Source organism: Actinomadura scrupuli (assembly GCF_050971785.1).
In the GTDB taxonomy this organism is placed as follows: domain Bacteria; phylum Actinomycetota; class Actinomycetes; order Streptosporangiales; family Streptosporangiaceae; genus Actinomadura_E; species Actinomadura_E scrupuli.
Genome location: NZ_JBPCCU010000005.1, coordinates 158,372 through 184,792, shown reverse-complemented (window position 1 = coordinate 184,792; position 26,421 = coordinate 158,372). Strand labels below are relative to the sequence as shown.

Annotated in this window: 24 protein-coding genes; 11 read left to right on the top strand and 13 right to left on the bottom strand. The window is 70.8% G+C overall.

Annotated features, from left to right (window positions below):
* Nucleotides 1-120 precede the first annotated feature (120 nt).
* From hrpA to ACRYCC_RS23435, 4 genes are all read right to left on the bottom strand, one after another.
* Nucleotides 121-4,029 carry an ATP-dependent RNA helicase HrpA gene (gene hrpA, locus ACRYCC_RS23450; protein ID WP_433815338.1) on the bottom strand — a complete coding sequence of 1,303 codons (3,909 nt, stop codon included), beginning with the start codon at nucleotides 4,027-4,029 and terminating at the stop codon, nucleotides 121-123.
* Between the two features lie 160 nt (nucleotides 4,030-4,189).
* Nucleotides 4,190-4,837, bottom strand: a complete 648-nt coding sequence (locus ACRYCC_RS23445; RefSeq protein ID WP_433815336.1) for a hypothetical protein — start codon at nucleotides 4,835-4,837, stop codon at nucleotides 4,190-4,192.
* A gap of 148 nt (nucleotides 4,838-4,985) precedes the next feature.
* On the bottom strand, nucleotides 4,986-5,480 hold the full coding sequence (locus tag ACRYCC_RS23440; RefSeq protein ID WP_433815335.1) for a hypothetical protein: 495 nt from the start codon (nucleotides 5,478-5,480) through the stop codon (nucleotides 4,986-4,988).
* Between the two features lie 142 nt (nucleotides 5,481-5,622).
* Nucleotides 5,623-6,036 (bottom strand): organic hydroperoxide resistance protein, encoded by a 414-nt coding sequence (locus tag ACRYCC_RS23435; protein ID WP_433815333.1) that lies wholly within the window; start codon nucleotides 6,034-6,036, stop codon nucleotides 5,623-5,625.
* Between the two features lie 80 nt (nucleotides 6,037-6,116).
* On the opposite strand from ACRYCC_RS23435, the gene ACRYCC_RS23430 reads away from it, so the two are divergent.
* Nucleotides 6,117-6,689 (top strand): TetR/AcrR family transcriptional regulator, encoded by a 573-nt coding sequence (locus tag ACRYCC_RS23430; protein ID WP_433815331.1) that lies wholly within the window; start codon nucleotides 6,117-6,119, stop codon nucleotides 6,687-6,689.
* A 73-nt stretch (nucleotides 6,690-6,762) separates the two neighbouring features.
* Nucleotides 6,763-8,106, top strand: a complete 1,344-nt coding sequence (locus tag ACRYCC_RS23425) for a serine hydrolase domain-containing protein (RefSeq protein ID WP_433815329.1) — start codon at nucleotides 6,763-6,765, stop codon at nucleotides 8,104-8,106.
* A 9-nt stretch (nucleotides 8,107-8,115) separates the two neighbouring features.
* Here ACRYCC_RS23425 and ACRYCC_RS23420 read toward each other — a convergent pair whose 3' ends face one another.
* Nucleotides 8,116-9,084, bottom strand: a complete 969-nt coding sequence (locus tag ACRYCC_RS23420) for an alpha/beta hydrolase (protein WP_433815327.1) — start codon at nucleotides 9,082-9,084, stop codon at nucleotides 8,116-8,118.
* Nucleotides 9,085-9,283: 199 nt separating this feature from the next.
* Here ACRYCC_RS23420 and ACRYCC_RS23415 point away from each other — a divergent pair, with 199 nt between their 5' ends.
* The 3 genes from ACRYCC_RS23415 (at nucleotide 9,284) to ACRYCC_RS23405 (ending at nucleotide 12,423) form a co-directional block, all read left to right on the top strand.
* Entirely contained in the window at nucleotides 9,284-9,943 is a 660-nt protein-coding gene (locus ACRYCC_RS23415; RefSeq protein WP_433815325.1) for a GntR family transcriptional regulator, read from the top strand.
* A 105-nt stretch (nucleotides 9,944-10,048) separates the two neighbouring features.
* Entirely contained in the window at nucleotides 10,049-10,726 is a 678-nt protein-coding gene (locus ACRYCC_RS23410) for a cysteine hydrolase family protein (protein ID WP_433815323.1), read from the top strand.
* Between the two features lie 5 nt (nucleotides 10,727-10,731).
* The gene (locus tag ACRYCC_RS23405; protein WP_433815322.1) at nucleotides 10,732-12,423 is read left to right on the top strand and encodes a permease family protein; all 1,692 of its coding nucleotides are present in this window, start codon (nucleotides 10,732-10,734) and stop codon (nucleotides 12,421-12,423) included.
* 151 nt (nucleotides 12,424-12,574) lie between these two features.
* Here ACRYCC_RS23405 and ACRYCC_RS23400 read toward each other — a convergent pair whose 3' ends face one another.
* From ACRYCC_RS23400 to ACRYCC_RS23390, 3 genes are all read right to left on the bottom strand, one after another.
* The gene (locus ACRYCC_RS23400; protein ID WP_433815320.1) at nucleotides 12,575-12,892 is read right to left on the bottom strand and encodes an ATP-binding protein; all 318 of its coding nucleotides are present in this window, start codon (nucleotides 12,890-12,892) and stop codon (nucleotides 12,575-12,577) included.
* A gap of 1,059 nt (nucleotides 12,893-13,951) precedes the next feature.
* A complete protein-coding gene (locus tag ACRYCC_RS23395) occupies nucleotides 13,952-14,353 on the bottom strand; it encodes a hypothetical protein (protein ID WP_433815318.1) in 402 nt (133 codons plus the stop codon).
* An 82-nt stretch (nucleotides 14,354-14,435) separates the two neighbouring features.
* A complete protein-coding gene (locus ACRYCC_RS23390) occupies nucleotides 14,436-14,774 on the bottom strand; it encodes a hypothetical protein (protein WP_433815316.1) in 339 nt (112 codons plus the stop codon).
* Nucleotides 14,775-15,280: 506 nt separating this feature from the next.
* Between ACRYCC_RS23390 and ACRYCC_RS23385 the strand changes: the two genes are divergently transcribed.
* Both ACRYCC_RS23385 and ACRYCC_RS23380 read left to right on the top strand, forming a co-directional pair.
* Complete coding sequence (locus ACRYCC_RS23385; RefSeq protein WP_433815314.1) at nucleotides 15,281-16,159, top strand: helix-turn-helix domain-containing protein; 879 nt, start codon at nucleotides 15,281-15,283, stop codon at nucleotides 16,157-16,159.
* Nucleotides 16,156-16,344: a DUF397 domain-containing protein gene (locus ACRYCC_RS23380; protein WP_433815312.1), complete on the top strand. Its 189-nt coding sequence runs from the start codon at nucleotides 16,156-16,158 to the stop codon at nucleotides 16,342-16,344. Before ACRYCC_RS23385 ends, ACRYCC_RS23380 begins: the two co-directional genes overlap by 4 nt.
* A gap of 13 nt (nucleotides 16,345-16,357) precedes the next feature.
* Here ACRYCC_RS23380 and cbbX read toward each other — a convergent pair whose 3' ends face one another.
* From cbbX to ACRYCC_RS23365, 3 genes are all read right to left on the bottom strand, one after another.
* Nucleotides 16,358-17,353: a CbbX protein gene (cbbX, locus tag ACRYCC_RS23375; RefSeq protein ID WP_433815310.1), complete on the bottom strand. Its 996-nt coding sequence runs from the start codon at nucleotides 17,351-17,353 to the stop codon at nucleotides 16,358-16,360.
* A gap of 82 nt (nucleotides 17,354-17,435) precedes the next feature.
* A complete protein-coding gene (locus ACRYCC_RS23370) occupies nucleotides 17,436-17,858 on the bottom strand; it encodes a ribulose bisphosphate carboxylase small subunit (protein WP_433815309.1) in 423 nt (140 codons plus the stop codon).
* An 11-nt stretch (nucleotides 17,859-17,869) separates the two neighbouring features.
* Nucleotides 17,870-19,315 (bottom strand): form I ribulose bisphosphate carboxylase large subunit, encoded by a 1,446-nt coding sequence (locus ACRYCC_RS23365; RefSeq protein ID WP_433815307.1) that lies wholly within the window; start codon nucleotides 19,313-19,315, stop codon nucleotides 17,870-17,872.
* A gap of 204 nt (nucleotides 19,316-19,519) precedes the next feature.
* Here ACRYCC_RS23365 and ACRYCC_RS23360 point away from each other — a divergent pair, with 204 nt between their 5' ends.
* Both ACRYCC_RS23360 and ACRYCC_RS23355 read left to right on the top strand, forming a co-directional pair.
* Nucleotides 19,520-20,422: a LysR family transcriptional regulator gene (locus tag ACRYCC_RS23360; RefSeq protein ID WP_433815305.1), complete on the top strand. Its 903-nt coding sequence runs from the start codon at nucleotides 19,520-19,522 to the stop codon at nucleotides 20,420-20,422.
* A 61-nt stretch (nucleotides 20,423-20,483) separates the two neighbouring features.
* Nucleotides 20,484-21,662: a saccharopine dehydrogenase family protein gene (locus ACRYCC_RS23355; protein WP_433815303.1), complete on the top strand. Its 1,179-nt coding sequence runs from the start codon at nucleotides 20,484-20,486 to the stop codon at nucleotides 21,660-21,662.
* Nucleotides 21,663-21,756: 94 nt separating this feature from the next.
* Here the strand turns inward: ACRYCC_RS23355 and ACRYCC_RS23350 are convergent, their stop codons facing one another.
* Nucleotides 21,757-22,686, bottom strand: a complete 930-nt coding sequence (locus tag ACRYCC_RS23350; RefSeq protein ID WP_433816043.1) for a phosphoribulokinase — start codon at nucleotides 22,684-22,686, stop codon at nucleotides 21,757-21,759.
* A gap of 193 nt (nucleotides 22,687-22,879) precedes the next feature.
* On the opposite strand from ACRYCC_RS23350, the gene ACRYCC_RS23345 reads away from it, so the two are divergent.
* Nucleotides 22,880-23,536: a response regulator gene (locus ACRYCC_RS23345; protein WP_433815302.1), complete on the top strand. Its 657-nt coding sequence runs from the start codon at nucleotides 22,880-22,882 to the stop codon at nucleotides 23,534-23,536.
* Between the two features lie 61 nt (nucleotides 23,537-23,597).
* Nucleotides 23,598-24,746: a GAF domain-containing sensor histidine kinase gene (locus tag ACRYCC_RS23340; protein WP_433815300.1), complete on the top strand. Its 1,149-nt coding sequence runs from the start codon at nucleotides 23,598-23,600 to the stop codon at nucleotides 24,744-24,746.
* Between the two features lie 10 nt (nucleotides 24,747-24,756).
* Here the strand turns inward: ACRYCC_RS23340 and ACRYCC_RS23335 are convergent, their stop codons facing one another.
* Nucleotides 24,757-26,403, bottom strand: coding sequence for a VWA domain-containing protein (locus tag ACRYCC_RS23335; RefSeq protein WP_433815298.1), 1,647 nt, complete (start codon nucleotides 26,401-26,403; stop codon nucleotides 24,757-24,759).
* Between the last annotated feature and the right edge of the window lie 18 nt (nucleotides 26,404-26,421).

Sequence of the window (26,421 nt, the reverse complement as noted above, 5' to 3'; positions counted from 1 at the left end):
CCGAATCGGGAAGCACCTTAGACCCTTAAATCACTATTAGTCACCTGAAGCACAGCAAATCGCCCTCATCAGGACGCGTCACGGTGAGGTACGCCGGTCACAGGCGGGGCGGCGAAGGTGTTACGGGCGGAGCTGGTCCATGGCCTTGAGGATGCGCTTGTCGGACACCGGGTACGGGGTGCCGAGCGCCTGGGCGAAGTAGCTGACCCGCAGTTCCTCCAGCATCCAGCGGATCTGCTCCAGGGCCTCGCCCGGCCGCACCTTGCCGCCGAGCTGTTCGTAGGCCGTCTGCAACTGCTGGACCTGCAGCATCCGTTCGCGGTCACGGTGCGGGTCGTCGGGCAGCTTGTCCAGCCGGCGTTCGATGGCCGTCAGATAGCGGACCAGGTCCGGCAGCCGCCGCCAGCCGGTGGCGGTGACGAAACCGGGATGGATCAGGCGCGACAGCTGGGCGCGGATGTCGGTCAGCGCCGGGACCAGCGAAGGGCTGGCGGTGCTCTTCAACCGCAGGTCGATGGCGTGCGAGGTCTTGAGGATGCGCTCGACCCGGCCGAGGATGACGGCCGTGGTGTCGTGCAGTTCGGCCCGTACGGTGTCGTACAGCTTGGCGAAGGCGTCCTGGTCCCAGACCGGGCCGCCGTTCTCGGCGATCAGCTTGTCGGCGGCGCAGGCGACGCAGTCGTCGAAGAGCCCGGCCACGCCGCCGTGCGGGTTGTGGCTGAGCGCCAGTTTGGCCTGGTTGGTCAGGCGTCCCTGGATCTGCTTGACCGGTGAGGGGGCGTTGAGCAGCACCAGCCTGCGGGTGCCCAGCCACATCGCCTGACGCTGCTCGGCCTCGGTGCCGTACATCCGGATCGCCACGCTGCCGCCCTCGTCCGCGAGGGCCGGGAAACCCTTGAGCCGGCCCTGCGCGACGGTCTGCGGAAGCGTGCCGAAGTCCCAGGTGCGCAGGCCCGCGCGCTCCAGATCGCCGGTGGCCTTGACCAGGGTGGCGCGCTGCTGTGGTGCGAGCCGCCGCTTGAGCGCGGCGAGGTCCTTGTCCTCGGCCAGGACGCGGTTCTTCGGCCCCAGCACCCGAAAGGTGATCTTGAGGTGGTCGGGCACCTGGTCCAGCTGCCAGCTCTCGCGCGGCACCGTCACCCCGGTCAGCCGGCGCAGCTCACCCTCCAGCGCCTCCAGCAGCGGCACCGTCCGCGGCCGTACCCGGGCCAGCAGGGCCCGGGCCCAGTCGGGGGCCGGGACGAAGTTGCGCCGCAGGTTCTTGGGCAGGGCCCTGATGAGCGCGGTCACCAGGTCCTGGCGCAGACCCGGGATCTGCCAGTCGAAACCGTCCGGACTCACCTGGTTGAGCACCGGCAGCGGGATGTGCACGGTGACGCCGTCGGCGTCGGCTCCGGGCTCGAACTGGTAGGTCAGGTCGAGCACCAGCTCGCCCTGTTTCCAGCGGTCCGGGAAGTCGCGCTCGCTGACGTCCCCGGCGGAGTCGTTGATCAGCATCGACTTCTCGAAGCCGAGCAGGTCCGGCTGCTCCCGGCGGGTCTTCTTCCACCAGGTGTCGAAGTGCCGCCCGGAGACCACCTCGGCGGGGATGCGCTGGTCGTAGAAGTCGAACAGGGTCTCGTCGTCGACCATGATGTCGCGGCGGCGGGCCCGGTGCTCGAGCTCCTCGACCTCTTCCAGGAGCCTGCGGTTGTCGTGGAAGAACTCGTGGTGGGTCTCCCAGTCGCCCTCGACCAGGGCGTGCCGGATGAACAGCTCCCGGGACAGCTCCGGGTCGACGCGGCCGTAGTTGACCTTGCGCGCGGCGACGATCGGCACGCCGTACAGCGTCACCTTCTCCAGCGCCATCACCGCGCCCTGGTTCTTCTCCCAGTGCGGTTCGCTGTAGGCGCGCTTGACCAGGTGCTGGGCGAGCGGCTCGATCCACTCCGGCTCGATCCGGGCGTTGATCCGGGCCCACAGCCGGGAGGTCTCCACCAGCTCTGCCGACATGATCCAGCGGGGCGGCTTCTTGAACAGCGCCGACCCGGGGAAGACGGCGAACCGCGTGCCCCGGGCGCCGGTGTACTCCCGCTTCTTGTCGGGTTCCATCAGCCCGATGTGGGACAGCAGCCCGACCAGCAGCGAGGTGTGGATCTTCTGCGGGTCGGCGGGGGTGCTGTTGAGCGTGATGTTCAGGCTGCGGGCCACCTGCCGGAGCTGGCTGTTGATGTCCTGCCACTCGCGGATCCGCAGGTAGTTGAGGAACTCCGCCTTGCACTGGCGGCGGAACTGGCCGGAGGAGAGCTCCTGCTGCTGTTCGCGGAGGTACTCCCAGAGGTTGAGGTAGGTCAGGAAGTCCGAGCCTGGGTCCCGGAAGCGCGCGTGCTTCTCGTCGGCGGCCTGCTGCTTGTCCACCGGGCGTTCCCGCGGGTCCTGGATGGACAGCGCGGCCACGATGACCATGACCTCGCGTACGCAGCCGTTGCGGTCGGCCTCCAGCACCATGCGGGCCAGCCGGGGATCGACGGGGAGCTGCGCGAGCTTCCGTCCCAGCGGGGTGAGCCGCGTCCTTCCCGCGCCCTGCCGGGGACCGCGCTGCTCGCGCTCGGCGGTGTCCAGCGCGCCCAGCTCGTGCAGCAGGTCGACGCCGTCCTTGATGTTGCGGCGGTCCGGCGGGTCGATGAAGGGGAACGCGGCGACGTCGCCCAGCCCCGCGGCGGTCATCTGCAGGATGACCGAGGCGAGGTTGGTGCGCAGGATCTCCGGGTCGGTGAACTCCGGGCGGCCGAGGAAGTCCTCCTCGGAGTAGAGCCGGATGCAGATACCCTCCGACACCCGCCCGCAGCGGCCCTTGCGCTGGTTGGCCGAGGCCTGCGAGACCGCCTCGATGGGCAGCCGCTGCACCTTGGTCCGGTGGCTGTAGCGCGAGATCCGGGCCGTCCCGGGGTCGATGACGTACTTGATGCCGGGCACGGTCAGCGAGGTCTCGGCGACGTTGGTGGCCAGCACCACCCGGCGCCCGGAGTGCTGCTGGAAGACCTTGTGCTGGTCGGCCGTCGACAGCCGCGCGTACAGCGGCAGGACCTCGGTGCCGCGCAGGTTCTGTTTCTGCAGGGCGTCCGCGGTGTCGCGGATCTCCCGCTCGCCGCTGAGGAAGACCAGGATGTCGCCCCGGCTCTCGGCACCCAGCTCGTCGACGGCGTCGCAGATCGCCTGGATCTGGTCGCGCTCCTCGACGTCGTCGTCGTCCTCCGCGCCGGTGTCGCGGACCAGCGGCCGGTAGCGGACCTCCACCGGGAAGGTGCGCCCGGAGACCTCGACGATCGGCGCGTCGGCGAAGTGCCGGGAGAACCGCTCCGGGTCGATGGTCGCCGACGTGATGATCACTTTGAGGTCGGGCCGCCTGGGCAGCAGCTGCCGGACGTAGCCGAGAATGAAGTCGATGTTGAGGCTGCGTTCGTGGGCCTCGTCGATGATGAGCGTGTCGTAGCGCAGGAGCTGCCGATCCTGCTGGATCTCCGCCAGCAGGATGCCGTCGGTCATCAGCTTGACCAGCGTGTCGTCGCCGGACTTGTCGGTGAAGCGCACCTTGTAGCCGACGGCCTCGCCCAGCGGGGTGCTGAGCTCCTCGGCGATCCGGTCCGCGACCGTACGCGCCGCCAGCCGCCTGGGCTGGGTGTGCCCGATCTGCCCGAGCACGCCGCGGCCCAGCTCCAGGCAGATCTTCGGTAGCTGGGTGGTCTTGCCGGAGCCGGTCTCCCCCGCCACGATCACGACCTGGTGGTCGCGGATCGCGGCCAGGATCTCGTCCTTCTTCTGGCTGACCGGCAGCGCCTGGGGATAGGTCACCGTGGGCATGGCGGCGCGCCGGCCCGCGACGCGCAGCTCCGCGGCCTCGACCTCGGCGGCGATCTCGGCGGTGGCGGACCGCTTGGCCGCCGGGTCGCGGAGACCGCGTACGCCGTCGAGCCGGCGGCCCAGCCGATGCTGATCGCGCAGCATGAGTTCGGGCAGGCGGGCCCGCAGGTCAGTGAAGGGAGTCGTCATTGCCTGTCAAGGATAGGCAACCGCCCCGGCACTCTGGCAAAGCAATTTGCCGTGACCACCGGCACGCGGCTGCCCGGTGCTTTGCCGTGACCACCGGTACGCGGCCGAGCCGCGCGTGGGCCGCGTCAGGGTGGTCACGGCAAATGAGGCGGGACGGGACTCAGTCGCCGAGCGCCGCGGCCCAGTCGATGACGGCGGCGTTGGGGTTGCCGGGCGCCACCTTCACCGGCACCTTCGACCCGGGGTAGAGCAGCGGCAGCGCCTCGGGCGGCACCGGGTTGCCGACCTGGATCTGGTACGGCATGCCCTCCTGCGGGCTGATGGTCAGCACGAACGCGTGCATCGGCACGCCATCGGGGTTGGTCATGCCCAGCGGCTGGTTCTGCACGATCACCGCGCGGGCGGGTGTGCCGTTGGCCAGCAGCCAGGCCGCGCTGCCGGTCGGGTCCCCGTTCGCGGCGAGCCGTACGGTCGGCGGCGGGGCGTTGAAGTCGAGCGCCACCCGCATCCGGTCCTGGGGGTGCACGCGAGCGGTCACCACGGTCGCGCCGGGCTGGATCTGCGCCAGCCACATCTCCGGCACGCGCTGGCGCACCTGCGCCTGGTACGGAGGGACGTCGTTCAACGTCACCTCGACGACGAAGGTGCACACCCGCTCGACCAGGCCCCCGCCCATCTGGACCGTCGTGCCGCTCATCTGTACGTTGACGATCACTGCGCGACCCGGCTGGCCGATCTGGAAGAGTTCGCCGTCGACTCCCCCGGTCATCTCGCTGAAGCCCTTGCGCACCTTGTCAAATAGTCCCATTCCGGCAGTATCAGGTCCTGTTGAGTCCGGCTACAAGGCGTTTCGACCGACAAGATCCCGTTGACCTGCGGCAATCGCCGACGTCAACCCCGAATAGCACCGTCCGAAAACCCATGTCCGGTGGTCGCGCCACCCGGCGGCGGTGGTGTCAGGCCTTGGCCCGGCGACAGGCGTGGGTGCCGGGACCGGCCGGCGCCGGTGCCGCGTGCGGACCGGAGGCGCACTTGATGATCTGCCGGATGTCCGCCGCGGAGAAGGATGCTCGCGGGGCGTCCCCGTCGCACAGGTTCGTGGTGACGGAGAACCGCGAGGTGCGGTGGCCGAAGATGACGTAGGGCGTCCGGAGCGTGAAGTTCTCTCCACAGGCCGCGCTGTCGGCCGGGGTCCGGACGAAGGCGACGGGCGCCACGGTGCCCTTGTAGACCTTCGTGACGGTGACGGTGTAGGTCGCGGTGCCGCCCGCGACCGTCCTGCTCACCGGGGTGGCCACGAACACCGTGTCAGAGGCCGCGACCCGCTCGCACACCGAGCGGGGAAGACAGCTGCAGGCCGAGGCCGGGCCGGCCGTCACGAGCAGGGTCGCCGCCGCGGCCAGCCCGGCCACGGTGCCACCCAGCAGCCGTGAGCGCGAGATCGTGGTCATCCACCAGCCTCCTGGTCATCACGTCATGGAAACGAACGACCACCCAACGTAGCCGGATGGGCGCGCTGACGCCATGACCTGCGGCGGTGCCTCCGGAGGTTTCCCCCGGGCACCCGCCCGGGGCCGCGCACAGGGGCGACGGTCATTCGCGGACGAGGGTGACGGGGATGTTGCCGCGGGTGGCGTTGGAGTAGGGGCACACGTGGTGGGTGGCCTCGAGCAGTGCCTCGCCGTCCTCCGCGGAGATGTGGTCGGGCAGCTCGGCCCGCAGCACGACCGACAGCACGAAGCCGCCGTCGCCGTTCGGGCCCAGGCCGACCTCGGCGGTCACCGAGGCATCGGTGACGTCGAGCTTCTTCCGGCCCGCCACGAGGTTCAGGGCGCTGGCGAAGCAGGCGGCATAGCCGGCGGCGAAGAGCTGCTCGGGGTTGGTGCCGGCGCCGTTTCCGCCGAGCTCCTTGGGCGGGGCCAGGGTGACCTCCAGCTTGCCGTCGGAGGAGACGGCCTTGCCGTCCCGGCCGGCCGCGGTCGCGATCGCGGTGTACAGAGTGCTCATGCCCGCTCCTTCGATACCAGACAGACTTGTCTGTCCAACTGAGGGGAGCATAGACAGATCTGTCTGGTATTGTCAAAGGCATGACCACCGCCCTCCGCAGCCCGGCCCGCCGCCGTGTCCTCGACACCGCGGCGCGGTTGTTCTATGCCGAGGGCATCCACACCGTGGGCATCGACCGGATCATCGCCGAGGCGGGGGTGGCGAAGGCGACCTTCTACCACCACTTCCCCGCCAAGGAGGCGCTCGTCTGCGCCTACCTCGTGGAGCAGAGCGACCTCCAGCGCACGGCCGCGCAGGGGCTCTCGGCGAGCGGCAGGCCCCCGCTGGAGAAGGTCTTCACCGTCTTCGAGGTCATCGGCGACATGGGGTGCGGTCCCGGCTTCCGGGGCTGCGCCTTCCTCAACGCCGCGGCGGAGTACGCCGACCCCGGCCACCCGGTGCGCGTGGTCATCGCCGCGCACCGGCGGTGGTTCCGCGACCTGCTGCGCGGCCTGCTGAGCGACGCCCGGCACCCGGACGCCGAGCCCACCGCCGACCTGCTGGTGGTGCTGCGCGACGGCATGACGGTCGGCAGTTACCTCGACGACGCGGAGGCGATCCGGGCCGGTATCCGTACCTCGGTGGCCCGTATTCTCGGCCTCGGCGCCCGCTGACACCGGGCCGTCTGCGAGCGGTTTAGTGTAATTCGCCAATGAACGTCCAGAATTGGGCACGTAGCGTGCCCCCATGGCGACACGCGATCCCGGGGGCTGGCGCGACCGGCTGAATCTCCTGATACACCGTTTCCGAGTGCCGGGTGCGGCGCTGGCGTTCCTGCACGAGGGCGAGGTCCACGAGTACGCGGCCGGGGTGCTCAACCTCGGCACCGGCGTGGCGGCGACCCCCGGCTCACTGTTCCAGATCGGCTCGGTCACCAAGGTGTGGACCGCGACGCAGCTGATGCTGCTGGCCGGGCAGGGCCGGCTCGGTCTCGACACCCGGGTCGCCGAGGTGCTGCCGGAGTTCAAGGTGGCCGACGCGGACGCCTCCCGCAACGTCACCGTCCGCCAGCTGCTGTCGCACGCCTCCGGCCTCGACGGCGACCTGCTCCTGGACACCGGCCGCGGGGACGACTGCATCGAACGGTACGTCGCCGCCTGCGCCGAGCTGCCGCAGGTCGCTCCGCCCGGCACCACGCACGCGTACTGCAACGCGGGGTTCATCATCCTCGGCAGGGTCGTCGAGCGGCTGACCGGCAAGATCTGGGACGACGCGCTGCGCGAGCAGATCATCGAGCCGCTGGGCCTGACCCGCACCTGGACGCTGCCCGAGGACGTCCTGCGGTTCCGGGCCGCCACCGGTCATCTCAGCTCCCCGGGGGGCGCCGGCCCACGGACCACTCCGGTGTGGGGGATGATGCGCTCCTTCGGGCCCACCAGCCTGATCTGCGCCTCGGCAGGCGATCTGGTGACGTTCGGGCGCGAGCACCTCGACGGCGGCGCCTTCCACTTCCCCGCGATGCGCGAGCCCGAGGTCGAGGTCCCCAACCCGCACACCTATGGCGGTCACTGGGGGCCGGGCTGGGCGCTGACGTCGTGGGACGGCCACCGGGTCCTGCTGCACCCGGGCAACACCCTCGGCCAGTCGGCAATCCTGTGGGTCGTCCCTGAGCTGAACGCCGTGGCGGCGCTGCTGTGCAACGCCGACCACGCCCCCTCGGCCGGCCTCCAGCGTGCGGTGGCCACCGAGCTGTTCGCGGAGCTGTACGGGGTGCGGGTGCCGGCGCCGCTCGGCCCCCCGGCGGAGCCGCCGCAGGTGGACGTGGCACGTTTCGCCGGCGTGTACGAGCGGACCGGCGGCCGGCTGACCTTCTCCGTCCGCGCGGGCGCACTGCACCTGCGGATCACGGACTCGACCCCGTACGCGGACCTGGCCGACCCGGTGGAGATGGATCTCGTGCCGGTGGACGAGACCACGTTCGTCGGCCGCCGCCCGCACGAGCCGGAGTGGAGCAGCCTGGTCTTCGCCACGCTCCCGGACGGCACCCCCTACGTGCACCACGGTGCGCGCGCCACGCCCAGGGTGTCCTAGCGGGGGCTGCTAGCCCTGCAGCGCCCGCATGAGCCGCGGCCAGGTGGTGTGCAGCTCCTGCTGCCAGTAGGGCCACGAGTGGGTGCCCAGGTCGTAGAGATGGGTGGTGACCGGGATCCGCAGCTCCCCGAGCCGCTGGAGGAACGCCCTGGTGGTGTACCAGGCCAGGATCTCGGCGGAGTCGACCTTCGCGCCGGCGGGGTCGAGCGGCCCGGGGATCCCCGTCCGGCCGCACGAGACGTACAGCGGGAGCCCGCGCAGCCGCGGCGCCTGGGTGATCGGGTCGTGCTCCTTCCAGACGTTGGGCTCCAGCCACGGGTTGCCCCACATGTCGAAGGGGTTGACGTGGTGCTGGGAGAGCCCCGCCATGATGCCCGCCGGTTCGCCGGGCAGCAGGGTGGCGGCCATCGGGCTGTAGCAGGCGGCGAACCGGAACATGCCGGGGTGGCGCGCGGAGTAGATGAGCGCTCCGTAGCCGCCGCCGGACAGGCCGGCCACCACCCGCGCCCGGCTCCCCCGGTACTCCCGCTCCATCAGCCGCCGTATCTCGGTCAGGTGATAGGTCTCCCAGGCGGGGGCCCCGCCCGCGCCGCCGTACCACCAGTCGGTGAAGCCGCCGTACCCCCCGCACTCGGGCATGACGACCAGGACGTCGGAGCCGGCGCTGAGCGCCTCGACGTCGGTCATCCGGGTCCACGAGGTGTAGTCGTCGTTGCCGCCGTGCATGAGGTAGAGCACCGGCCAGGTCCGCCGCGCCGTCGCCGACCAGCCGGGCGGGACCAGGAGCCGGTTGGTCAGCGTCCTGCCCATGGAGGGCGAGGAGACGGTCAGCTCGAGCAGCCTGGGGCTCAGCCACTCCTGCCGGGTCACCACGGCGTCCGCGGCCGCCGCCGTGCCGGTCCCGAGCCCGCCCGCCAGCACGGCTCCGCCCGACAGGATCGCCGCCCGGCAGAACTGCCGGCGAGATCGTTCCCGCATGCCCACCCGCTCCCTCCGCGCACCGTACGGTCGCGTACGCCGTCCGGGGCGACACTAGCGGCGGGGAGCACATCTGTGAATAGCCATGTTCACAGAACCGGCCCGCCGGAACGGGCGCCCGGCATGGGTGCCGCGCGGAGACCCGGGCGGCCTCTGACAGAGTTGACCCGACACTGGGGCTTGCGGGGAGGTGAGACGGATGTCCGAACCGGTGGAACCCCACGGGGCACTGGAGTCCTCGAGCCTGGTCGAGCTCTCGGTCCGGCGGCTGCGCGACGAGATCCTCAGCGGCACGCTCGTCCCGGGTGAGCGGCTGATCGAGGAGCAGCTGACCCGGCGCTTCGGCATCAGCCGCGCGCCGGTGCGGGAGGCGCTGCGGCTGCTCGGGCAGCAGGGGCTGGTCGAGCATCTGCCCCGGCGCGGAGTGCGGGTCGCCGAGCTGTCCCGCCGCGACGTGGACGAGCTGTTCACCCTGCGGGACGTACTGGAGCGGCACGCCGTCCAGACGGCCCTGCCGCTGACCGGCGACCGGTCGCTGGACCTGCTCTCGCAGGCGCTCGAGACCATGCGGAAGGCGGCGCTGACCGGCGACCTGCCGACCGAGAACGCCGCGCACCGGCGCTTCCACATCGAGCTCGTGGCGCTGGCCGGGCACCGTCAGCTGATGCTCGTCTACGAGCCCGTCATCCTGAAGCTCCAGCTCTACATGGCCACCAACATCCGGCGGGAGGCCGAGGTGCGTACCCCCGGCCAGGGCGTCCTGCGGCACCAGCGGCTCTTCGAGGCCATCGCGACCGGTGACCCGGAGACCGCGCTGAACGTGCTCGCCGCGCACGGCGCGCGCACCTACCTCACCTGACCTCACCGGGGCTCTTACACGCCCGTAACAGGCCGGAGCGCTGGCCGACACACTTCTGTCGACAATCGACGGCATGGATCCCTCGCGAGAGAGGACGGAGCGACCATGCCGGACCCCCTGCACGTGGAAGCCGAGCCGTACGCCTACGGCTTCGATCCCGAACACACGGCGCTGATCGTCATCGACATGCAGCGCGACTTCGTCGAGCCCGGGGGCTTCGGGGAGACCCTCGGCAACGACGTGGCCATGCTGCGCAAGGTGATCCCGCCGCTGGCGGAGGTGCTGGCCGCCACCCGGTCCGCCGGGATGACGGTCATCCACACCCGTGAGGGGCATCTGCCCGACCTGTCGGACTGCCCGCCGGCCAAGCTCAACCGCGGTTCCCCCTCGTTGCGCATCGGCGACCCGGGACCGAAGGGCCGCATCCTCATCCGTGGCGAGTACGGCCACGACATCTGCGACGAGCTCGCCCCGGCCCCGGGCGAACTCGTCGTCGACAAGCCCGGCAAGGGCTCGTTCTACGCGACCGGGCTGCACGAGCTGTTGCGGGACCAGGGCATCACCAGCCTGGTCGTCACCGGCGTCACCACCGAGGTGTGCGTGCACACCACCGTCCGCGAGGCCAACGACCGGGGCTACGAGTGCCTGGTGCTGTCCGACTGCGTGGGCTCCTACTTCGCGGAGTTCCAGCGGTACGGACTCGACATGATCAAGGCCCAGGGCGGGATCTTCGGCTGGGTCGCCCCCTCGGAGAACTACCTCAAGACGCTCGCAGGGAGTTGAACGACATGACCGTGTCCGCCCCCGAGACTCCGGCCCCCGGACCCTCCGGATCCCTCAAGCCACCGTGGTGGGTGGGAGGCGACACCAACGCCTTCTTCGGCCTCGGCTTCAACGTGATGGTCAACGTGCTGGTCCTGAGCGGCCTCTGCCTGGGCGTCGTGCACCTGCCCGGGTCGGACGTCTTCGGCGTCATCCTGCCCGCGATGGGCATCCAGCTGCTCATCGGCAACGTCTACTACACCTACCTGGCCCGGCGGCTGGCCCGCCGCGAGAACCGCCTCGACGTCTGCGCGATGCCGTACGGCCCGAGCGTGCCGCACATGTTCATCGTCACCTTCGTCATCATGCTGCCCACCTACCTGGCGACCAAGGACCCGTTGAAGGCGTGGGCCGCGGGGCTGGCCTGGTGCTTCATCATCGGCGTCATCGTGCTGATCGGCGCGTTCGTCGGCCCGTACATCAGGCGGTTCACCCCGCGCGCGGCCATGCTCGGCACCCTCGCCGGCATCTCGATCGCGTTCATCTCCATGCGGCCCGCCGCGCAGATGTGGGAGGCGGCCTGGATCGCGCTCCCCGTGCTGGCGATCATCCTGATCGGCTTCTTCACCGACCTGAAGCTGCCGGGCAACATCCCGGTCGGTCTCGCAGCGCTGCTGGTCGGCACGGCGATCGGCTGGATCGGCGGCTACATGCACCCCGCCGACGTCACGGCCGCCGCCGAGGACGTCGCGGTCAGCCTGCCCACCCTCAACCTCGGCAGGCTGATCGACGGGCTCAAGGAGGTCTCGCCGCTGCTGGCCACGGCCATCCCGCTGGGCATCTACAACTTCACCGAGGGCATGAGCAACGTGGAGAGCGCCGCAGCGGCCGGCGACTCCTACAACCTGCGTTCGGTGCTGCTCGCCGACGGCCTCGGCGCGGTGGTCGGCTCGGCCCTGGGCTCGCCCTTCCCGCCCGCCGTCTACATCGGCCACCCGGGCTGGAAGTCGGCCGGCGGCCGGACCAGTTACTCGCTGGCCAGCGGCGTGGTCATCGCACTGTTCTGCTTCCTGGGCATGTTCTCGCTGCTGGGCGCGGTGCTGCCGACCCCGGCGATCGTGCCGATCCTGCTCTACATCGGGCTGCTCATCGGCGCGCAGGCGTTCCAGGCGGTGCCGAAGGCGCACGCGGTGGCGGTCGTGATGGCGATCATCCCCAACATCGCCGCCTGGGCGCAGGGCTACATGGACAACGCGCTGGCGGCGGCGGGCACCAGCGCCGTCAAGGTCGGCTACGACGACATCGCGGCGGCGGGGACGGTCTACGAGGGCACGGCGCTGCTCGGCGGCGGCGCGGTGCTCGCCGGGCTGGTGCTCGGCTCGATCGTCGCGTTCGTCATCGACCGGTCGTTCCTGTGGGCCGCGGGCTACGCCCTGCTCGGCGCGGCGCTGTCCTTCATCGGCCTCATCCACGGCGTGAAGGTCGAGTGGAACGCCAACGGCCAGATCGCGCTCGGCTATCTCTTCGCCGGGCTGATCTTCCTGGCCTTCTCGTTCGTCAAGGCCGAGCCCGCACCCGCCTCGCCGCCGGAACCGGACGCGGGTGAGCCCGCGACCGCGGAAGCGGCTTCCGAAACGGGCTCCGAAACGGGTTCCGCTGGGGACGAGGCCGTGCCCGCCCCCAGAACACCGGCGACGGAGACCACCGCCCCCGCGTGACGTCCCGGCGAGGCCGAAGGCGCCATGGCCCACGCGGCCGTGGCGCCTTCGGGCCCGTACGGCCAGGACCCGCAGGTCCGGCAGCGCCGTCGTCGTCGTCAGCGACCGTACCGGGCGTCCGGCCGCCTGTACGGCTCGGTGGCGGCGCAGCTCAGGCCGCCAGGGCGAGCTCGGGCTCGGGCTCGGCGAAGACGGCGGCGACGGTGCGGCCCGCCGAGTTGCCGAACCAGCCCCAGCCGCGCGCGGTGAGCGAGACCGTACGCAGGCCACGCCCGCATTCGGCCAGCTCGTCGGCCGCCACCACGACCGGCTCCCGGGAACCGCCCTGGTCGGACACCGCGACCGCGACCAGCTCCCCGTCCTTGGGATCGCTCCAGCGGCGGACCTCGACGGCGAACGATCCGCCGGGCGCACCGGACCGCGTGTGCCGCAGCGCGTTGACCACCAGCTCGTCGGCGGCCAGCAGCACGTCGCGAGGAACGGGCAGCCGTGCAGCAGTGCGGCCACGAGTTGCCGTACGGCTGGCGCCTGGTCTGCGCGGCCCGCGAAGGTGCGCCGCCAGCACAGGGCCGGGTCGTCGCCCGGGCCATTCGGGAGGAGAGAGAACATCGGGCACCTCGCGGAGAAGGGACTTTTGGCAGCGGACTCACTGGAGCGGTCGGTTCACCCACCTGCGGAGGGCGGTCTCATCGTCACAGTGCGTGCCCGGTGCCGCACGGGGTTGTGCGCCGAAATCCGGCCGGTGCGGGGATTCGCACGCCTGCGCCGGGAACGTCGCCTCCGATCCGCGCTCGGCGCACGGTTGTTCCGCCCGGTGACGTGGCCGCGCCGAACGTTCGCCAGGTATCCGCATGGCCGGCGGCACGAGTGCCAAGCGACCTTCCTCGGTGCGGCCTGCTTCTGGGTTACGGCCCGACCAGGTCGACATGTATCCGTTTCCGGCTCGGGTTCCGGCTCGGGTTCCGGCTCGGGGGTTCCGGCTCGGGCGTTGGAGGGGGCAGTGCTGTTCGCGTTGCATTGCCATGACCACCTATACGCGGCTCTGGACCGCCTCAACCCCTTTGCCGTGACTACACATGCACGGCCCCGAACGCCCTCGACCCCTTTGCCGTGACCACACGTACGCGGCCTTGTGTCACCTCAGCCGCTTTGCCGTGACCACCCACACGCGCCATCAGATCACCTCGACCCCCTTTGCCGTGACCACATGTACGCGGCCTTGTGCCATCTCAGCCGCTTTGCCGTGACCACCAATACGCGGCCTCGGGTCGCCTGGCCGGTTGGCAGCGTCGGGGTGGTCAGGGCAAAGCAACGCGCGAAGGTCTCCCTCCACTGGAGGGAGAACGAGAGGCATCCATCGCGGCTTGCCGTGACCTCGGTCTCCGGGAACTGACGGGTCTCGGTCTCCAGAAACTGGCGAGAACCGGGTCTCCGGAGCCTGACGGGGCCGGTGGTATTACGGGGAAGGCCCCGTCACCCCGACATGGCGAGAAGCCGAGCAGCCCCGGAGGAATGCCTCGTTCGCCTGTCACCAGTGGCGCCACTCGTCCGTGATCTCATGGCGGGTGAGGCTTCGACGCCCTGCCAGTGCGTCGATATCGATGCCGGTCTCGATGAGCGATTCTTCGAGGTACTCACACAACTGTTCACGTTCGCCGGTCTCATACGCGGCACCGTCGTGCTGGTCGTTGACCTTGTTGAGCGCCAGCACCACCCGCTCGATGACCGCGAAGATGTCCTCGTCGGAGGAATTGGTCAGGCTCGTGAGCTCACGCTCGAACAGCAGCAGTACTTCGTCCGTGCTGTTCAGCATGGGTTCGGGGAAGAGTTCGGCCATGTACGCGCATTCCGGGTCGAGCTCGCCCGAGGCGATCTGCCGGGCTTCCTCGGCGACAGATTGCCGCCAGTAATCAGTCGGTCGAACAGACATGCCCCGGACCATAACGGCCACCACCGTCATCCCGGTCGACAGCGGCCGGTGAAGCGAGTCCGGCGTGTGTGAGCGGCCGCCGTCAGAGGGCTCGAAACCGGGCCAGGAGGTCTTTGGCGCGGCGGCTCCCGGCGTCGAACCCGATCACGTCGCTCCCTTGGCGAGGAGCCGGCCGGAGGACGAGCGCGTAGTGGCATTGAAAGCAGAAAGCGATCTCGAAAAGGAGCTGATCAATGCTGTGCGCTCGGATGCCGTACACGGGTAGGAAGCAGCGCATGACCTCGCCTGCCGGCAAGTCGGCCACGAGGTGGAGAATGTCCAGAGCCTCCTGGTCGAGCCAGGTCTTGACGGTCGTGCCAGGAATGGCCGTCCACCGATAGAACTCCGAGGGGTGAAAAATGCCCCCGTTGGAGTCCGGCACGCCCCAGGCTCCCGCGGCCAGGCGGAGCCGGACAGCACGGGCGTTTGAGGCGATGCTGTTCGCCTTGCTTTGCCGTGACCACCAATACGCGGCCCCACACCGCACCAGCCACCTTGCCGCGACCACCTTTACGGGGACTCGGGGCGCCTGGCGGGCCGGCAGCGTGGGGGTGGTCAGAGCAAAGCAATGCGAAAACATCTCCCCCACCGCGGCGGCAGTGGATTGGAAGGCAGGTGTCCCGACATCGGCCACTGGGGGCCGCCATGGTCGGCCGGCTCGTCGACACGGAGATCGTCGCGGCCGAGCGCACCGGCAGCGCGCTGGGGCACTCACCCGGGCCGCGCTACGCGGACGCGGTGACGGAGCCGGATGACTCCCTGGCCGGCACGCGCCGACGGCGAACGTTCAACCTCGGGCGATTCCGTAGCGTGTTCGATTTATACGTTGTGTAGTCGCAGCGGCCTGTGTCAGCGTGGGTTCGACCGCACGCCCCCGGGAGGTCGCCGATGACCAGCCCCTTCGTACGACGCCGTCGGCTCGCCACCGAGCTGCGGGCGCTCCGCGAGGAGCGCGGCCTGACCGCCGACCAGGTGTCCAGGCTCATCCACCAGTCCCGCATGAAGATCTCCAAGCTGGAGAACGCCCATATCCGCCCTGACCTGGCCGACGTCATGAAGATCCTCGACGTGCTGGGGGTCACCGGCGACAAGTGGCACGAGGTCGTACGGATCGCCCGCGACGCCGCCGAGCGCGGCTGGTGGGACTCCTACGGCGACGCCATGGGCGACCGCCAGCGGATCTACGCCGACATCGAGTCCGGCGCCAGGACCATCCGAGAGTACAAGCCCGGTGTCATGCCGGGTCTCCTCCAGACTCCCGAGTACACCTGGGCCCTCATCGAACGCGCCAAGGCGGAAGGGCCGTTCGACTACGTCGCCGAGCGCTTGGCTCAGGCCCGACTCCAGCGGCAACGAGCGGTCTTTCATCCGGACGGGCCGGTGTACGAACTCATCCTCGATGAGGTGGGTGTTCGTCGCTTCAGCGTGCCGCCAGAGATCATGCACAGACAGCTTCATCATGTGATCAAGATGGCCGAGACCGAAGCCAAGTTCACGGTTCGGGTATTCCCACTGGTCACTGGCATGATCACGTCGCGGATACCGAGGTCAGAACTCGCCCTCTACACGTTTCTCAATCCTGCCGATCCGCCCCTCGCGGCCGTCACGACCGATACAGATGTCTTTCAGACCGAGCCGGACAAGGTGGCTCGGCATGTGCGGAGATATGAGTATGTATGGGAGGCATCGCTCTCTGAGGTGAGCAGCCTTACGCTGCTGAGCGAGCTCGCTGACCAGATTCTCGATCAGGCAGGACCCGATCCGTGACAGTGAAGTATTCCAACTGGCGCAAGGCACGTCGCAGCGAGCCAGAGGACACCTGCGTTGAGGTGGCCTCGGCGGCGGACGGCACCATCGGCGTCCGCGACACCAAGGCCGACGGCACCGGCCCCGTCCTGGAGTTCACCCGTGGCGAGTGGGCGGCCTTCATGCACTGCCTGCGCGGTCGCTGAACGATCGCGCCCCTCAGGGCGGGCCGTCTCCGTCGAAGACGCGGCTGGCGAGGAAGTCGGCCGGGTTGAGGGTGGTCAGCTCGGTGATGCCCACCTCTCCGCTCTCGGTCACCAGCCGGCTGGCGTGCCGCAGCCGGGCCCGTTCGATGGCGTTGCGCACCGAGCGGGCGTTGGCGAAGCGGGGCTGCCCCCGGCGCCGGTCCAGGTAGTCGCGGAAGACCTGCTCGGTCTCGGGCGCGAGCCCGTACCCCTCGCGGTCCAGCATGAGGCGCCCGATCGCCTCCAGCTCGTCCCCGGTGTAGTCGGGGAAGTCGATGTGGTGGGCGATCCGCGAGCTCATGCCGGGGTTGGAGGCGAAGAAGGAGTCCATCCGGTCCTTGTAGCCCGCCAGCACCACGACCAGGTCGTCGCGCTGGTTCTCCATCACCTGGAGCAGGATCTCGATGGCCTCCTGGCCGTAGTCGCGCTCGTTCTCGGCCTTGTAGAGGTAGTAGGCCTCGTCGATGAACAGCACGCCGCCCATCGCCCGTTTGAGGACCTCCTTGGTCTTCGGCGCGGTGTGCCCGACGTACTGCCCGACCAGGTCGTCGCGGGTGACGCTGACCAGATGGCCCTTGCGGACGTAGCCCAGCCGGTGCAGCAGCGCGGCCAGCCGGACCGCGACCGTGGTCTTGCCGGTGCCGGGGCTGCCGGTGAAGCACATGTGCAGGTTCGGCCGGGCCGTCTCGATGCCGAACCGGGCCCGTACCCGGTCGACCAGCAGCAGCGCGGCGACCTCCCGGATGCGGGTCTTCACCGGGGTGAGGCCGATGAGCTCGGTGTCGAGCGCGTCCAGCACCTCGTCGGCCTGGGCGTCGGCCCGCTCCTTGGCGAGGTCGACGCGGTCGTCATGGCCGAGCGGGCGAACCGGCTCCCCGGCGACCTCTGGGCGAGGACCTCCCGCCGGGGAGCCGTCCGGCCCGGCCGTCGGCACGGCCGGCCGCATTCCGAACCCGGTGCGATCGGTCACCGGGCCCCCCGCCGTCGGCTCGGGCTGTCGCCCGCTCGCGCGGCCCGGCGGGATCGGGACGCGCGGCGGATGGACAGGGCTCTCACGTGGTGTACCTCGCGCCCTCGGGGCGGTCCAGGGCGTACGGATGAATCCGGTAGCGGACCTGGCGGTCGCCGATCTCCTCGCGGTCCAGCCGGAACCCCGGCTCCTCCGCGGGACGCTGCACGATGAACGACAGGGCGGTCGTCTGCCGGCCGTAGCTCGCGTCGTAGGCGGTCACCCGGATGTAGTGGTCCGGGTAGGCGCGGCGGCACTCGTTGACCTCGAACAGCACCCCGGCGGGGTCGGTCAGGTCGAACATCGGCAGGCCCCACATCTCCCAGTAGGAGTTCCGGGGATGCGGGTCGTCGGTGAACTCCACCGAGCACGGCCAGCCGTGGCCGATCGCGTACTCGACCTGCGCGCTGATCTCGTCGTCGGTGAGATCGGGGAGGTAGGAGAAGGTGCCCTGGGTGATGCGCATGTCAGTTGACCTCACACGCTCGTCGGCGTCTCGACGACGTCCGGGGTGTCGGTGGACTCGTAGGTGAAGGTGATGTCGCCCCAGGTGGACAGGGCGACGTCGAGCTCGCGGCTGCGCTTGGCGGCGGCGCGCAGGATGTCGGGGCCCTCGTGCATGAAGTCGCGGCCCTCGTTGCGCGCCTTGATCATCGCCTCCAGGGCGACCCGGTTGGCGGCGGCGCCGGCCGCGATGCCCATGGGGTGGCCGATGGTGCCGCCGCCGAACTGCAGGATGACGTCCTCGCCCAGGTAGTGCAGCAGCTGGTGCATCTGCCCGGCGTGGATGCCGCCGGAGGCGACCGGCATGGTGCCGGGCATGGAGGCCCACTCCTGGTCGAAGTAGAGGCCCTTGACCGGGTCCGCCTTCACCGAGTCCAGGCGCAGCGTGTCGTAGAAGCCCGCGACGCTGTTGGGATCGCCCTCCAGTTTGCCGACGACCGTGCCCGCGTGGATGTGGTCGACCCCGGCCAGCCGCATCCACTTGGCGATGACCCGGAAGCTGACGCCGTGGGTCTTCTGCCGGGTGTAGGTGGAGTGCCCGGCCCGGTGCAGGTGCAGCAGCACCCCGTTGGCCCGGGCCCATTTGGCCATGGACTGGATGGCGGTGTAGCCGACGGTCAGGTCGATCATGACGATGACGCTGCCGAGCTCCTTGGCGAACTGCGCCCGCTCGTACATGTCCTCCATCGTGGCGGCGGTGACGTTCAGGTAGTGGCCCTTGATCTCGCCGCTGGCCGCCTGCGCCTTGGTGACGCCCTCCATGCAGTACAGGAACCGGTCCCGCCAGCGCATGAACGGCTGGGAGTTGATGTTCTCGTCGTCCTTGGTGAAGTCCAGGCCGCCCTTGAGCGCCTCGTAGACCACCCGGCCGTAGTTGCGCGCGCTCAGGCCGAGCTTGGGCTTGACGGTCGCGCCGAGCAGCGGCCTGCCGAACTTCGCGAGGTACTCGCGCTCCATGACGATGCCGTGCGCCGGCCCCTGGAACGTCTTGACGTAGTGCGTGGGGATCCGCATGTCCTCCAGGCGCAGCGCCTTGAGCGCCTTGAAGCCGAAGACGTTGCCGATGATCGAGCTGGTGAGGTTGGCGATCGAGCCCTCCTCGAAGAGGTCCAGGTCGTAGGCGATGTAGGCGATGAACTGCCCCTCCTGCCCCGGGACCGGCTCCACCCGGTAGCACTTGGCCTGGTAGTTCTCGTAGCTGGTGAGCCGGTCGGTCCACACCACGGTCCACGTCGCGGTGGAGGACTCCCCCGCGACGGCCGCACCGGCCTCCTCCGGCGGCACGCCCGGCTGCGGCGTGATCCGGAAGGCCGCCAGCACGTCGCTGTCCTTGGGCTGGTAGTCCGGTCGCCAGTACCCCATCTCCGCGTACGGGATCACACCCGCGGACCAGCGGCTCGCGCTTCCATTGCTCGACATCGGCAGCAGCTCCTCAAACCCTCCGGCGGCCCCGTCCCGGGCCGACGCTCCGAAGCCTGCGGCACCGACACTTGCCATGTCCATCAAGAGTTCTGCGGTTACTCTTAACCGATTACTCAACCAACCTCCGTGATCATGTAATCCATCGTCGATGGATTACATGATCACGGAGGTTGGGTCCGAGGACGGACGGGAGGACGGCGGGTGAGTGAGGGGCGGCTGCGGACGTTCGTGGCGCTGGCGGACACCGGGTCGGTGCGCGCGGCGGCCGAGCGCCTCGTCGTGACCGAGTCGGCGGTCTCCGCGGCGGTGACCGCGCTGGCCCGCGAAATCGGCGTCGCGCTGGTGGAGCGGGCCGGGCGGGGCGTGCGCCTGACCCCGGCCGGGACGGTGTACGCCGGGTACGCCCGGCAGGTGCTCGGGCTGCTGGAGCAGGGCCGGGCGGCGGCCCGCGGCGAGGACGACCCGGGCCGGGGACGGCTGCGGCTGGCCGCCGTCACCACCGCGGCCGACCAGGTCCTGCCCGAGCTGCTCGCGGCCTTCCGGTCCCGGTGGCCGGAGGTGGACCTGGCCCTGGAGGTCGGCCCCAGCCGCCGGATCTGGGCCCGGCTGGCCGAGCACGAGGCGGATCTGGTGCTCGGCGGCCGGCCGCCGGCGGGCGTGGCCGCGACCGTCCTCGCCACCCGCGCCAACGATCTGGTCGTGGTCGCCGCGCCGGAGCTGGCGTTCGATCTGCACACCACGCCGTGGGTGCTGCGCGAGCCCGGCTCCGGCACCCGCGCGACAGCGGAGGCCTACCTCGCCGAGCACGACGCCGCGCCGCCCCGGCTGGTGCTCGGCTCCAACGGCGCGGTGATCGCGGGCGCCGCCGCGGGGCTCGGTGCCGCCCTGGTCTCCCGCGACGCGGTGCGCGCCGAGCTCGGCGCGGGCCGGCTGGCGGTCATCGAGGCGCCGGGCACCCCGATGCACCGGCCCTGGCACGCCGTCGCCGGCGCCGCCCCGACCGCCACCACCCGGCTCTTCGTCGACCATCTGCTCACCGCGCCCGGCTGGCGCCGCCCCGCCGGACCCGGCGTGATGTGGGCGACACACCGGCCGACCGGTTGACATCCCATCCAATAAAGGGAGCAGAATCAGGTTCGGCATCCCAGCGAACGAGAGAGTCACCATGACCGCCGACCGCACGTACGACCTCGTTCTGTTCGGCGCGACCGGCTTCACCGGCGGGCTGACCGCCGAGTACCTCGCCGAGCACGCCCCGGAGGGGACCCGTTGGGCCCTGGCCGGTCGCAACCAGGCCAAGCTGGCCGCGCTGCGGGAGCGGCTGACCGCGTTCGACCCCGCCTGCAAGGACCTGCCGCTGCTGCACGCCGACGTCGCCGACTCCGGGTCGATCCGGGCGGTCGCGGAGAGCACCCGCGTGGTCGTCACGACCGTCGGCCCGTACATCACCTACGGCGAGCCGCTGGTCGCCGCCTGCGCCGCCGCGGGCACCGACTACCTCGACCTCACCGGCGAGCCGGAGTTCGTCGACCTGATGTACGTCCGCCACCACGAGCAGGCCCGGGCGACCGGCGCGCGGATCGTGCACGCCTGCGGGTTCGACTCGATCCCGCACGACCTCGGCGCGTACTTCACCGTCCTGCAGCTGCCCGAGGACGTGCCGATCCGGGTCGAGGGGTTCGTCCGGGCCAACGGCGCGGCCTCTGGCGGCACCGCGCATTCCGCGATCACCGCGATGTCCAGGGCCCGGCAGACGGCGCGGGCGGCACTGGCCCGGCGCCGGGTGGAGCCGATCCCCGCCGGGCGCCGGGTGCGCGTCGTCAAGGGCCTGTCGCGCTTCGCCCCGCCGTCCGGCGCCTGGACGCTGCCGATGCCCACCATCGACCCGATGGTGGTGACGCGCTCGGCCCGGGCACTCGACCGGTACGGCCCGGACTTCTCCTACGGCCACTACCTCGCGGTCAGGCATCTCGTGGGCGCGGCCGGCGCGGTCGCCGGCGTCGCCGGGGTGTTCGCGCTCGCTCAGCTGCCCCCGACCCGCGACCTGCTGCTGCGCATCAAGAGCCCGGGTGAGGGGCCCACCCCGGAGAAGCGCGCCAAGAGCTGGTTCAACGTGCGCTTCGTCGGTGAGGGCGGTGGCAGGCGGGTGGTCACCGAGGTGGCCGGCGGCGACCCCGGATACGACGAGACCGCCAAGATGCTGGCCGAGGCGGCCCTGTGCCTGGTGCACGACGACCTGCCGGAGACCTCCGGTCAGGTGACCACCGCCGCCGCCATGGGCGATCGGCTCATCGACCGCCTGCAGAAGGCCGGCATCACCTTCCGGGTCCTGCGCCAAGACTGACCACCCCCGGTCTCTCCGTGATCATGCAGTCAATCGTCGATCGATTGCATGATCACGGAGGGTGGGGGGTTTGTGCGAGCCGGGCGGGTGGGGGTCAGGCGGCCTGACGGCGGTCGGCGTTGAGCAGGTGGTAGAGCAGGAGCAGCTGGGTGATGGCCAGCGGGTCGCTGGCGGCGCCGTCGGTGAGCCGGCCCAGCGACCGCGGGATGCCCGAGGAGACCTCCAGCCGCTCCCAGATCGCCTTCTTGACGATCTCCGACTCCTCGGGCGAGACGTACCCGTGGACGTGCAGGGCGTCCACCGGCCGGCCGTCGGTGTCGCGGTGCAGCCGCAGGTGCATGCCGCGGTGCTCCGCGTCATCGAGCACGCCGGACAGCTCGGGATGGTCGATGGTCGGCCGCAGCAGCAGCTCCGCCGACAGCGGCGTGCCGGGCGGGTCGGTGCGACCGGCGACCGGCGCGAACCGCACCACGATGTCGGCGAACCGGCGCTGCGGGCGGATGAAGGCCGCGCTGTCGGGCTCCCGGCGGGCCAGCTCGTCGCGCACCTGCTCCGGCCGGTAGCCGCGCTTGGCGCAGTCCCGCTCGATCTTCCACTCGTGGCGCAGCGGCTCCGGCGGGTCGAGGTAGACCGTGATGTCGAAGCAGGCCCGGGCCAGCCTGGTGTGCATGGGCAGCAGCCCCTCGACGATGACGAAGTCGCGCGGCTCCACCAGCTCCGGCCGGACCAGCTCACCGCTGGAGTGGTCGTAGACCGGCTTGAGGATCGGCTCCCCCATGGCCAGCAGCTGAAGGTGCTGCTCCATGATGTCGATGTGGTTGCAGTCCGGGTGCAGGGCGGTGAACGGCTTGTCCCTGCGCTCCCGACGGTCGTACCGGTGGTAGTCGTCGACGCAGACCGCGGTCATCCGGTCGGCCCCGAGACACTGCACCAGCCCCCTGGTCAGCGTCGTCTTGCCCGCCGCGCTGTCCCCGGCGATGGCGAGCATGACGGGGCGGCGGCCTGATCCGCGCGCCCGGAGCATATGCACGATCCGATGGGACACCTAGGACCTCCAGCCGAGCGGATTCTGTTGTCACCGAGGACGCTAGATCCGGCCGTAATCGGCCTCCTCCCCCCCTTGGGGGATAACCAGGGGGAAAGGGGTGAGGCAGCCCTCATATTGTGTCCCGTTCCAAGATCTACTCGCCAGTAGCTTTGATTGTTATGTTGCCGGAATGGGCTCACCGGTAAGGCTTGTACTCGTCGATGACCACGAAATGATCCTGGCCGGATTGCAGGCGATGCTGGCGGGTTTCGCCGGCCGGGTGCGCGTCGTGGGACAGGCGGGGACCGCACGCGACGCGGCCCGGCTGGTGACCACGCTGCGGCCCGACATCGTGCTGCTGGACGTACGGCTCGGGCCCGACAGCGGTCTCGACCTCTGCCGGAACCTCACCGCCTCCGTCTCGGAGTCGCGGGTGGTGTTCCTGTCGGTGTACGACGACGAGCAGTACGTCTTCGAGGCCCTGCGCGCCGGGGCCAGCGGGTACCTGCTCAAGCGGGTCGACGGCCTGGAGCTGGTCCGCCGGCTCGAAGAGGTGGTGCGCGGCGAGACGGTCATCGAACCGACGCTGGCCGGCCGGATGGCCGCCAGCGCCGCCCGGCTCAACCGGGGCGAGTTCTGGCCGGGCGCCAACCGCGGGCTCACCCAGCGGGAGAGCGAGGTGCTGTCCCTGCTGGTCGCCGGGCTCTCCAACCGGGCGATCGCCGGCCGGCTGGTGCTCAGCGAGGAGACCGTGAAAAGCCATCTGCGGGCGCTCTACCGCAAGCTCGAGGTCTCCGACCGGTCGGCGGCGACGGCGTTCGCCCTCCGCGAGGGGCTGTTCCGTTGACCTGGCCGGGAGCGCCGCGCACCACGCCGGGCGCCGGGCGGGCCCTCGGGACGGTGCCGGGATGAGCCCGCTGGACCTGCTGACCACGCGCAGCCCGGACCTGCTCACCCGGATCATCTCGGTGGCCTGCTCGGACCGCGAACTGCCGGCCCTCGCCGACGACCTGGCGTCGCTGGTGGTCCGCTCGGCCACCGGCCTGACCTTCTGTGACGTCTACGTCCTCGACGAGGAGGGCCGGGCGCTGGAATGCGGCGGAAGGGCCCCCGTCGCGCTGGGCGAGGGCGTGGTGGGCTGGGTGGCGGCGCACGGACGGCCTCGCAGGCACGACGACCTGCGGGGCGCCACCCTGCCCGTCCGGGTCCCCGACGGCGGCACCATCGCGGTGGTCGACGTGCGGTCCGGCGCGCCCTGCCTGCGCCAGGACCTGGAGCTGGCCGAGGCGCTGGCCGCGCTGTTCGCCCCCGTCCTGTGCTCCTGCCGGCGGCTGCGGACCGCGCGGGAGCGGGAGCACTCGGCCGAGCGCTTCGCCGACCAGGCCGTCCAGGTGCAGGAGGCCGAGCGCGCCCGGCTGGCCGGGGAGATCCACGACGGGCTGGCGCAGCGGCTGGCCAGCCTCGGTTTCCACCTGTCCGCCGCCGCCCGGCTGCTCCCCCGCCATCACGAGGAGGCCCACGACCAGATCGTGCTGGCCCGGGAGCTGTGCGAACTCGCCGCGGCGGAGACCCGCGCGGCGATCGGCGGGCTGCGGCCACCGGTGCTGGACGATCTCGGGCTGTCCGCCGCGCTGGCCACCCTGGCCAGGGAGGCCGGCACCCGGCAGAAGTCCCTGGACGTCACCGTCGCGGTCAGCGGTGAGCTCGAGGCACCGCTGCCCGGGCACCTGCAGACCGCGCTCTACCGCATCGCCCAGGAGGCGGTGGGCAACTGCCTGCGGCACGCGGCGGCCGGCTGCCTGGACATCGTGCTGGAGCTCGAACGCGACCGGGTCGTGCTCACCGTGGTCGACGACGGCGCGGGCTTCTCCATCGCGGACGTCTTCGCGCCCGGCCGGCGCCCGGACTCCTACGGCCTGCGCGGCATGGCCGAACGCGCCGAGCTGCTCGGCGGCCGGACCACGGTGACGAGCCGCCCCGACGAGGGCACGGCCGTCCGCGCCGTCCTGCCCCTCCCCGGCCCCCTCCGCGATCCTGCTCGCACCGTGCCGCCGTGACCGGGCGCGGTCACTGGTAGCCCCGGATGTCGCGGAAGACCGCGCTGAGCGACTGGCTGCGGGCGTCGAAGGTGCGGCCCCCGGTGAGCTGCGCCAGCTGGTCCATCTCGTCGGCCCTGCCCTCGCCGAACAGGATCGTGAAGACCGGTACCCCCTGCAGCAGGCTGGGGTAGCGGGCGCGGAAGGCGGCGAAGTCGGTCCCGGAGGTGTTCTGCCCGTCGGTCATCAGCACGATCGAGGTGAACCGGTCCTCGTTCTGGGCGGCCTCCTTCTTCACCAGGTCGAAGGCCTGTCCCAGGCTGTCGTAGATCGCGGTGCCACCACCGCTGGACAGCGACTGCGCGAAGGACCTGATCTTGCCGAGCTCGCCCTCGGGCCGCACCTCCGGCACGGCGTACGACTGCGCCGGCTTGGGCCGGGAGCTGAACGGGATGAGCGTCACCGACTCCCGGTTGTGGAAGCGCTGGTAGCGGCCGGTGAGGCTGCCGTCGGCCCCGGTCAGCCCGACCAGGGCCCTGCGCAGCCCCTCGATCCGCTCACCCTGCATGGAGCCGGACACGTCCAGCACGTAGATCGTGCGGGCGGGGCGGCGCAGCCGGTCGTAGAAGGCCCCGACGAGCGCGTCCGCGACCTCCAGCCGGTCCGGGAACGGCAGCTCGGGCGGGGTGGCCGGGAACCGGGTGGCATCGGCCTGCACCCCCGGCACGACCGGGCGGCGGTAGGCCTGGGTCATGATCCGGCGCTGGACCTCCGGGCGCCGCAGGTAGTCCGTCAGCTTGCGGAACGACTCCTTGGCTCCGGCCGGGGCGGAGCCCAGCAGGGTCAGCGGATAGTCGGCGGTGATCACCCCGTCGCGGGGATAGATCAGGGTGAGCGGCTCCGGCAGCCGCCGCGAGGCGTTGAGTGCCAGCAGCACGGACTCGTAGTTCACCAGGCCGTCGAGCGTGCCCTCGCGGTCCTGGCCGACCCGCCGGACGTAGGCGTCCGACAGCCAGCCGGAGGAGCCCGCGGTCAGGGTCTGACCGGCGAAGAAGCGCTTCAGCTTGGGCGCCGCGCGTTCGATGCCGGCGAGGTCGGGCCCGGACCGGTCACCCGCGAGCGCCGACGCGACGGCCACGAGCGCGGAGAACCCGGAGTTGGAGGCGGCCGGGCTTGTCATCCCGTAACCGAACTTCCCCTCCCCGGCGGCGTCCGCGATCTGCCCCCAGGTCGGCGGTGTCCGGTCCCAGCCGAGCCTGGTGGCGACCGAGGCCCGCAGGCCGAGCACGACCGGCGAGGCCATGGTGGAGGTGGAGTCCTTGATCTTCGACTCGGCCTCGGGATGCAGGTTGAGGTAGCGGTTCGAGGAGAACCAGATGGCCTGGTAGCGGCCGTCGGCCCTGCCGTCGATGACCTGCTGGACCCCGTCGAGCGTGCCGACGTAGTCGAGCTTGACGGCGACCCCGATGTCCTTCCTGGCCTGGTCGAGGATCGGCTTGAGATCCGCCAGCTCGCTGCCGGCCAGCACCCTCAGCGTTCCGCCAGGCGCCTCGTCGCCGGAGCCCGAGCATCCGGTCGCTCCGAGCAGGAGGAGGGCGATCAGCGCCGCTCCCGTACGCCTCAGCGCCAGGCGGGGCCTGTGCGCATGGTCTCTGTTCTTGTCATTGAATCGGCTCATGTCTGCTGCGAGCCTGGC